The organism is Methylophaga sp. UBA4204, assembly GCF_002379485.1.
In the GTDB taxonomy this organism is placed as follows: domain Bacteria; phylum Pseudomonadota; class Gammaproteobacteria; order Nitrosococcales; family Methylophagaceae; genus Methylophaga.
Map to the genome: position 1 here is coordinate 14,327 of NZ_DFTU01000030.1, position 7,288 is coordinate 21,614.

A 7,288-nucleotide genomic window follows, 5' to 3' on the forward strand; every position below is an offset into this window, starting at 1 on the left:
TAGCAGATAATGTCGAGATGCCCGATGGATACCGTTTGGAATGGGGCGGTGAGTTCGAAAATCAACAGCGCGCGGCCGCACGTCTAATGCTCGTGGTGCCACTTGCACTTGCATTGATCGCACTGTTGCTATTTTTGACGTTCCATTCCATTAAACAGACGCTAATCATTCTGTCTAACATTCCTTTTGCCCTGACAGGCGGGCTGATCGGTTTGTGGGTGACGGGTGAGTTTCTTTCTGTGCCAGCATCGGTGGGATTCATCGCCCTGCTGGGTATTGCAGTATTGAACGGCGTGGTAATGATGACTTACTTCAATCAGTTACGAGCCAAAGGTCTGGATATTGCTACGGTCGTAACCGAGGGGGCTCTCCGTCGACTGCGTCCAGTGATGATGACGGCCACGATCTGTGCTTTCGGGCTGGTGCCATTGCTGCTGGCCACCGGTCCTGGATCAGAGATTCAGCGCCCTCTCGCGATTGTAGTGATCAGCGGACTGATTAGCTCTACTCTGCTGACACTTTTCATGCTGCCAATTATTTATAAGGCATTTCATCGTCCCCTCAACAGCTCGGGAGACAGTGTATGAACACATCAACTATTGAAAAAGATAACGAGGAAATCTGCATACTGATGCTCAATGTTGCGCCGGAACTAGAGGAAGATCTGGTTGATTACCTGCTTTCCATTGAGCAGATAGTCGGTTTCACCTCCTATACAGTTTACGGTCATGGCCAGCATCAAGGACTCAGCGTGGCTGAGCAGGTTTCGGGTAGGCGCAAGCGTTCTCAATACGAATTGATTGTCAATGAGTCGTTTATCCCTCTCATTCTCGCTGGACTGGCCGAGGCAGTGGGCCGTGACATCACCTATTGGCAACAAGCTGTGAGTAATTTCGGCAGGATCGAAGGCTAATAAAATTTATTGATGCTTGATCAAAAACACATTCCTCAAACCTTAATTGGTGAAAGCTAACCGTCATCATTTATTGCCTGGTTTCTCAATAAATACCATGTTGGTGCAGATAGGATGATTGCTGTGTGGGTGTCCAAACTCAATTGGACTCTCTTAGACTGTGGTGATTACAGAAGATGTCACACTGGCAATTTTATTACCGTATGCTAACCAGTTAGCCACATTAAAAATTGCCATTCAGGCGATGATACGGGACATCAAACCGCCTGTATGGAAACATGTCACCATTATTGAATAAGCAAAAGTTGCTGGTGAACTGGTCAAGCTTAAATCCTCATTAAAATATGCGTATCATCAATAAGCCCCTAAGAGAAAGGATATCGAATGATGAAAACAAAAAGTCGTTTTGTAGAGCGTTTAAGTTGGTTTCTTGATGAGAGCATTACCCTTCCGGGGGGCTATAAAATTGGACTGGACGGTTTTATAGGACTGATTCCTGGCATAGGTGATTTTATAGGGGGACTATTATCCAGCGTCATTATCTACAAAGCTCACCAAATAGGCGTGCCACGAATGATTCTGGGCAGGATGATCATCAATATGATGATAGATACGGTTCTGGGTGCGATACCGCTTGCCGGCGACGTGTTTGATTTTGTCTGGAAAGCTAATAAACGCAATGCGACATTACTGAACGATTATCAACAACAGCCTGAAAAGGTTTATCGAAAATCGCTGCTGGAGAATATTGTCTTTCTAGCCGTGTTACTGGGCATCCTGGTGCTGATGATCGCATTGATTGGCTGGATAATTGGTTTGATCGCAGCAGCTATAAATAGCTAGAGTCAAAAAACTGAGGGTATTCGCATCGATACCCATTATCGATCTCGATCCTGTTTATGGAGAAAATGTTTATGTCTCGCCTGCTTTGCATCGCTTTGATGATGTTCACTTTGCCGGTTCTGGCCACGGAAAATCATTACGGCCCCAGACTGGAAGGTTTTGAGTATCCATTTACCGTTGACTATTTCCAGTTTGATTCACAAGGTCAGTCACTTGAGATGGCCTTTCTGGATATTCAGCCTGAAACACCCAATGGTCAGACAATGGTACTGCTGCATGGCAAAAACTTCTGCGCAGCCACTTGGGAAGGCACTATTCAATTCCTGACAGAGAATGGCTATCGTGTTATCGCGCCGGATCAAGTCGGCTTCTGTAAATCGAGTAAACCTGAGCATTATCAATTCAGCTTTCATCAATTATCCGCCAACACCAGCGCTTTACTCGATCATTTAGCTGTTGAGCGTTATTCGGTTATGGGCCATTCAATGGGCGGTATGCTGGCCACTCGTCATGCTTTGTTAAACCCTGACAAGGTTCAGCAGTTAGTGATGGTAAATCCCATAGGCCTTGAGGACTGGCTGGCTAAAGGGGTGCCCTATCGTGAAATTGATGGCTGGTTTCAAAATGCCCTGAAAACCAATGCAGAGAGCATTCGTAATTATCAAAAAAATACCTATTACGCAGGAACCTGGCAGCCTGAATACGATCAGTGGGTGGAGATGCAGGCCGGCATGTTCCGTGGCCCGGGAAAGGAAATTGTCGCCTGGAACTCAGCGCTGACCTACGACATGATTCTGACTCAGCCAGTAGTGTATGAATTTAAAAATCTGCAAGTGCCAACTTTATTGCTGATAGGCGAACAGGATAATACAGCGGTTGGTAAAAACCTGGCACCAAAAGACAAACAATCTGAGCTGGGTAACTACCCAAAAATCAGCCAGCAAGTGGCTGATCAAATACCGGATGCCACTTTGATCACTTTTAAAGAGTTGGGGCATTCACCACAAATTCAGACGCCTGATAAATTTCACCAGACATTGCTTGAAAACTTACGCCGATACTGAAAATCCCTGTTGACGGTTACAAAAAAAGGGCCGCAAAGCGGCCCTTCAATTTTTTGCATTACAGCAATTCTTACCAACGCATCATGCGTCTGATAATGCCGTCATTTCGGTACGAATGGTAAATCGCCCCACTGACATGCACAGCAACTAATGCCAACAGAATCCATGCTGAGTAAGTGTGTAACTCACCCCAGAATTCATTCATATCTTCGTTGGCTTCAGCAATGCGTGGCAAGGTAAATAACCACCACACTTCGGTATCCCACTTGGTATGCGCCGAAGAGAGATAACCACTGATACAGACAAAAAAGATCAGACCGTACATGGCAATGTGCGCCAGAATCGCTGACTTATGCATCCACGGCGTCATATCTTGGGCCGAGGGCGGTGCAGGCGGATATTTAAATCGCACGTACAGCATAATAATTAGCAATACCACCAGCGTCAGACCAATATTTTTATGTAATTGGAATGGAAAAGCCCGGAATTGTAACTCTTGCGATGGTAATGGCAGCCCCATCATCCACCAGCTGGAAATAAAGAGAAAAAATATCGAAACGGCCAGTAGCCAATGAATAACAACGACCGCTCTGTTAAAACCTTGTCTTTGCATAATGTCTTCCAACTAAATTATTTTAAGAATCAGGCAACTTCGCGATTAACGCGCGCCGCTTCCGTATGTCTTCCTGCGATAGCACCGACCAGCAACATCAAGTGCAGAATAAACCACAGCAAAATGCTCCATAGGTACATATCCCGCAAGATAGGTCCGGTACTCACGACAGCAGAAAATTGCAACAAGTCAACCACTGCCAGTCCGATAAACACCACCACCGCGGCAGCAGAAGACCAAGGGGTGTAATTCACCAAAGCGCCACCAATTATGACTGAGGCAAAAGCCAGTAATGTACCAGCCGCTGCCAACGTCATCATCGTTGATGGGAACCAGTCTGGTGTAGATAAAGCGACTCCCTGAACATGAGCAACAAGGTATTCACATTCAGCAACACTGATACCTTCTTCTTCAAGTTCTTCCAAAGGACAATCGGCTTCTGGCATTTCGCCCGATACCGGCATATTTGATGTCATAACATATTGTTTCATTATCTCGGTACCATGCATGGCTGTCAGAAACACACCAAGCATGATCGCCACTACGCCAAGAATACTGGCCCAGTTAGGCGTAGAGCTATTATTAAGATCATTGGATACCATAAGCACCTGCCCTCAATTATTATTGATTAATTATTTCGAACAGAAAACAGTTCCGTCTGGTGGACGTCTACTACTCTCTCCATTTATATAACCCTTTGCTATTTCACTGCTTAGGGTCTGCAAACGTTTGGCTAACATACACGCATTACTCACTCACGCTGGTTTAGTCTTATTATGTGAGAGCTGCCGCCAAACGAATAAAACCTGTGACATGTAAGGTTTTTATAAGTTCTTATCACAGGAACCATTCCCTTAAATAAGCATAACTGCTATTGAAGCTTACTGCTAACCAAGACAAATTACTGTCGTTAAAAATAGGGTGTATCCTTTACCTACCGTTTCATTTACTGAACCAACTGAACCATGAACCAACGCCAACTCCCAATCAAAAAACTGCTATTGAACTGTGATATGGGCGAGAGTCTCGGGCCGTGGTCTATGGGGATGGATGAACAGATTATGCCCCTGGTGGATATGGCCAATATCGCCTGTGGCTTTCATGCTTCTGATCCCGTCACCATGACCCGAACCGTCCTGTTGGCGAAACAAGCCAAAACACAAATTGGCGCCCATCCAAGTTATCCCGATTTGATTGGCTTTGGCCGTCGCAGCATGCAATGCACACCACTGGAAATTATTTCCATGGTGCAATATCAGATTGGCGCTTTGGATGGCATCTGCCGGGCACATGATTCTCGTGTTGAATATGTCAAACCACATGGCGCGCTCTACAACGATATGATGCGAGATCCCGATATTCTGCGTGCAGTACTTGAGGCCATTACCTCTTACGATAGCAACTTGCCCTTGATGGTGCTGGCCTCCACTGATAATCGTAAAACTGAATCGATTGCTGCAGAGTTTGGTATCAAATTACTATTCGAAGCCTATGCTGATCGTGCCTATGAGAATAACGGCCAGCTGCGCGCCCGCACTCAGGAAGGCGCTGTTTATCATTCAGAACAGCAAATCCTTGAACAGGCGTTATTGCTGGCCACCGAAGGTAGCGTCATCAGCCGAAATGGTCAGCGATTAAAGCTCGATGCTGACACTTTATGTGTACATGGCGATAACGCTGAATCGGTTAAGGCTGTTCGACATATCCGCAACTCCTTCAACAAACTATATCGCTGCTGATGAAACTCGAGTTTCATATTGAACATGCTGGACCGGATGCCGTGTTAATCCGGTTTGGTGATCAGATCAATACGGATCTGGTCCCCATCATTCGTGCTGCCACTAAACGGCTGCAAAAAGAATTTCAGGAAGAAATTCGTGGCTTGGTGCCAAGCTATACCACCCTGATGCTTTGTTATGATCCACGAAAAAATGACTTCCCCAGTATTCAGGATAAAATTCAGCAGCATCTTGCTAACTTGAATATCAGCCCTAACGAAATGGGTAATCTGGTTGAGATTCCGGTGTGGTATCACCCCGATGTGGGGCCTGATTTACAACATGTTGCCGACTATCATCAAATCAGCATTGATGACGTTATTCACCGGCATAGTGAAACCATTTATCAAATCTTTGCCATTGGCTTTGCACCTGGCTTTGCTTATATGGGCAATGTATCGGACCAACTTGCCACACCAAGACTGACAACACCACGGCCTCATGTTGCAGCTGGTTCAGTTGCCATTGCCGATCAACAAACAGCGGTTTATCCGATCAGTACACCTGGTGGCTGGAATATTCTGGGACGTACGACGATGAAAATGTTTGATCGTCACAGCCCGAAATTATGCCCGGTGCGCCCCGGCGACAGAGTGAAATTTGTCTCTGTCAGTAAAGCAGAATTTCTGTTGGCAGGAGGCCAGCTCGAATGACGCAGCCGGGTTTAAAAGTGCTCAAACCCGGCATTTTAACGCTGGTGCAGGATTTGGGACGCTTTGCCTATCAACATATCGGACTCTCCCCCGGCGGTGCTGCCGATGAACATGCTTTTTTATGGGCAAACCGCTTACTTAATAACCGCTCTAATACTCCTGCGTTGGAGATATGTTTTGGTGGTTTACAACTTGAAGTATTAGCTAATACCAATATCGCCATAACCGGCGCCGAGATGAACGCCACTCTCAATAACCAACCCATTGAAAACTGGCAGACGCATACCCTCAAGCTGGGCGATAAACTGAGTTTTGCCCATGCCTCTTCAGGAATACGCAGCTACCTAGCAATACAGGATGGTTTTGAGTTACAACCCAGCTTTGGCTCTGTCGCGACGGTCATGCGAGAAAAAATCGGCGGCATTGACGGTTACGGCAATCCGTTAAAAGCCGATGACTTTTTGCCATGCAGTCAACACAAACCAAAACTGACAACGCATGTACCACCCTTATTTATCCCCGATTACCAGCGCTCTTTAATTCTCAGCGTCATTCCCAACGAACAAACTGATCAATTTGACGAAGCCGAACTGGAAAAGCTTTATCACTGGACCTATCGGATTTCGACGCAAAGCGATCGCATGGGGATAAGACTGGAAGGCGAGCCGATAATGCCTAATGTACAAGGCATTATTTCCGAAGGCATCCCCTACGGCACCATTCAACTGCCCCCTGATGGTCAGCCAATCATCTTGCTGAAAGATCGTCAGACCATGGGCGGCTATCCCAAAGTTGGCACCTTGTTTGTACTTGATGCGTTTTTACTGGCCCAGCAACAAGCCCATACCGAAGTGAGATTTACCCAGATTTCGCTGGAAGAAGCTCAGGAAAAACTGCGTTATTTCTATCGGTTTTTTGGTGTGTAAGTATCCAGTCGATAAAAATTCATATCGTTTCATAATCAGAACATTCCCATCTGAAACGTTCTCTCAATGACCGTTACAACATCTTTAACCTCGCTTGCGTTTCTCCATTATCCTTTCGACGAACGGTGTCAGAATGATTTCCATCGCCAGGCCCATCTTGACGCCAGGCACCACGATATTGTTGGGACGTGACATGAACGAGTCTTTCAGCATCGACAGGTAATAGGGAAAATCCGCCACTTGCGGGTTCTTGAAACGGATCACACACAGACTTTCATCCGCGGTCGGTATTTCACGCATCACAAAAGGGTTGGACGTATCGATGAGTGGCACCCGCTGGAAGTTGATATGGGTACGGGAAAATTGTGGTGTTATATGGTGAATATAATCTGGCATCCGTTTGAGGATGACGTCCACTACGGCATCCTGCGAATAGCCACGATTGGCGCAGTCACGTTTGATTTTTTGAATCCATTCGATATTGATAACCGGCACCAC

The 7,288-nt window shown here is 46.1% G+C and carries 10 protein-coding genes and 1 pseudogene; 8 read left to right on the plus strand and 3 right to left on the minus strand.

Annotation, left to right across the window (positions count from 1 at the left end; all coding sequences use genetic code 11):
• From B3182_RS03650 to B3182_RS03670, 5 genes are all read left to right on the plus strand, one after another.
• A partial coding sequence (locus B3182_RS03650) for an efflux RND transporter permease subunit (RefSeq protein ID WP_292751603.1) occupies positions 1–587 on the plus strand: 587 nt, incomplete at its 5' end.
• On the plus strand, positions 584–913 hold the full coding sequence (locus tag B3182_RS03655; RefSeq protein WP_292353944.1) for a DUF3240 family protein: 330 nt from the start codon (positions 584–586) through the stop codon (positions 911–913). The genes B3182_RS03650 and B3182_RS03655, both read left to right, overlap by 4 nt.
• A 160-nt stretch (positions 914–1,073) precedes the next feature.
• Positions 1,074–1,211, plus strand: a complete 138-nt coding sequence (locus tag B3182_RS03660) for a hypothetical protein (protein WP_292353942.1) — start codon at positions 1,074–1,076, stop codon at positions 1,209–1,211.
• Between the two features lie 86 nt (positions 1,212–1,297).
• A complete protein-coding gene (locus B3182_RS03665; RefSeq protein ID WP_292411245.1) occupies positions 1,298–1,756 on the plus strand; it encodes a DUF4112 domain-containing protein in 459 nt (152 codons plus the stop codon).
• Positions 1,757–1,827: 71 nt separating this feature from the next.
• Positions 1,828–2,820, plus strand: coding sequence for an alpha/beta fold hydrolase (locus B3182_RS03670; RefSeq protein WP_292353938.1), 993 nt, complete (start codon positions 1,828–1,830; stop codon positions 2,818–2,820).
• 70 nt (positions 2,821–2,890) lie between these two features.
• Here the strand turns inward: B3182_RS03670 and B3182_RS03675 are convergent, their stop codons facing one another.
• Positions 2,891–3,433: a cytochrome b gene (locus B3182_RS03675; protein WP_292353936.1), complete on the minus strand. Its 543-nt coding sequence runs from the start codon at positions 3,431–3,433 to the stop codon at positions 2,891–2,893.
• Between the two features lie 29 nt (positions 3,434–3,462).
• A complete protein-coding gene (locus B3182_RS03680; protein WP_292353934.1) occupies positions 3,463–4,035 on the minus strand; it encodes a hypothetical protein in 573 nt (190 codons plus the stop codon).
• Positions 4,036–4,398: 363 nt separating this feature from the next.
• On the opposite strand from B3182_RS03680, the gene B3182_RS03685 reads away from it, so the two are divergent.
• From B3182_RS03685 to B3182_RS03695, 3 genes are read left to right on the plus strand one after another with little or no spacing between them, the layout of a single operon-like run.
• On the plus strand, positions 4,399–5,172 hold the full coding sequence (locus B3182_RS03685) for a 5-oxoprolinase subunit PxpA (RefSeq protein ID WP_292353932.1): 774 nt from the start codon (positions 4,399–4,401) through the stop codon (positions 5,170–5,172).
• Positions 5,172–5,864 (plus strand): 5-oxoprolinase subunit PxpB, encoded by a 693-nt coding sequence (gene pxpB, locus B3182_RS03690; protein WP_292353929.1) that lies wholly within the window; start codon positions 5,172–5,174, stop codon positions 5,862–5,864. Before B3182_RS03685 ends, pxpB begins: the two co-directional genes overlap by 1 nt.
• Entirely contained in the window at positions 5,861–6,790 is a 930-nt protein-coding gene (locus B3182_RS03695; RefSeq protein WP_292353927.1) for a biotin-dependent carboxyltransferase family protein, read from the plus strand. Before pxpB ends, B3182_RS03695 begins: the two co-directional genes overlap by 4 nt.
• 84 nt (positions 6,791–6,874) lie before the next feature.
• Here B3182_RS03695 and B3182_RS03700 read toward each other — a convergent pair.
• Positions 6,875–7,288 (minus strand): annotated as a pseudogene (locus tag B3182_RS03700) (phosphoribulokinase); the annotation flags it as partial.

Excerpts from the sequence above, each read along its gene's own strand:
- B3182_RS03655 (WP_292353944.1), top strand. The coding sequence starts at position 584 with ATGAACACATCAACTATTGAAAAAGATAACGAGGAAATCTGCATACTG.
- B3182_RS03665 (WP_292411245.1), top strand. The coding sequence starts at position 1,298 with ATGATGAAAACAAAAAGTCGTTTTGTAGAGCGTTTAAGTTGGTTTCTT.
- B3182_RS03670 (WP_292353938.1), top strand. The coding sequence starts at position 1,828 with ATGTCTCGCCTGCTTTGCATCGCTTTGATGATGTTCACTTTGCCGGTT.
- B3182_RS03675 (WP_292353936.1), bottom strand. The coding sequence starts at position 3,433 with ATGCAAAGACAAGGTTTTAACAGAGCGGTCGTTGTTATTCATTGGCTA.
- B3182_RS03680 (WP_292353934.1), bottom strand. The coding sequence starts at position 4,035 with ATGGTATCCAATGATCTTAATAATAGCTCTACGCCTAACTGGGCCAGT.
- B3182_RS03685 (WP_292353932.1), top strand. The coding sequence starts at position 4,399 with ATGAACCAACGCCAACTCCCAATCAAAAAACTGCTATTGAACTGTGAT.
- pxpB (WP_292353929.1), top strand. The coding sequence starts at position 5,172 with ATGAAACTCGAGTTTCATATTGAACATGCTGGACCGGATGCCGTGTTA.
- B3182_RS03695 (WP_292353927.1), top strand. The coding sequence starts at position 5,861 with ATGACGCAGCCGGGTTTAAAAGTGCTCAAACCCGGCATTTTAACGCTG.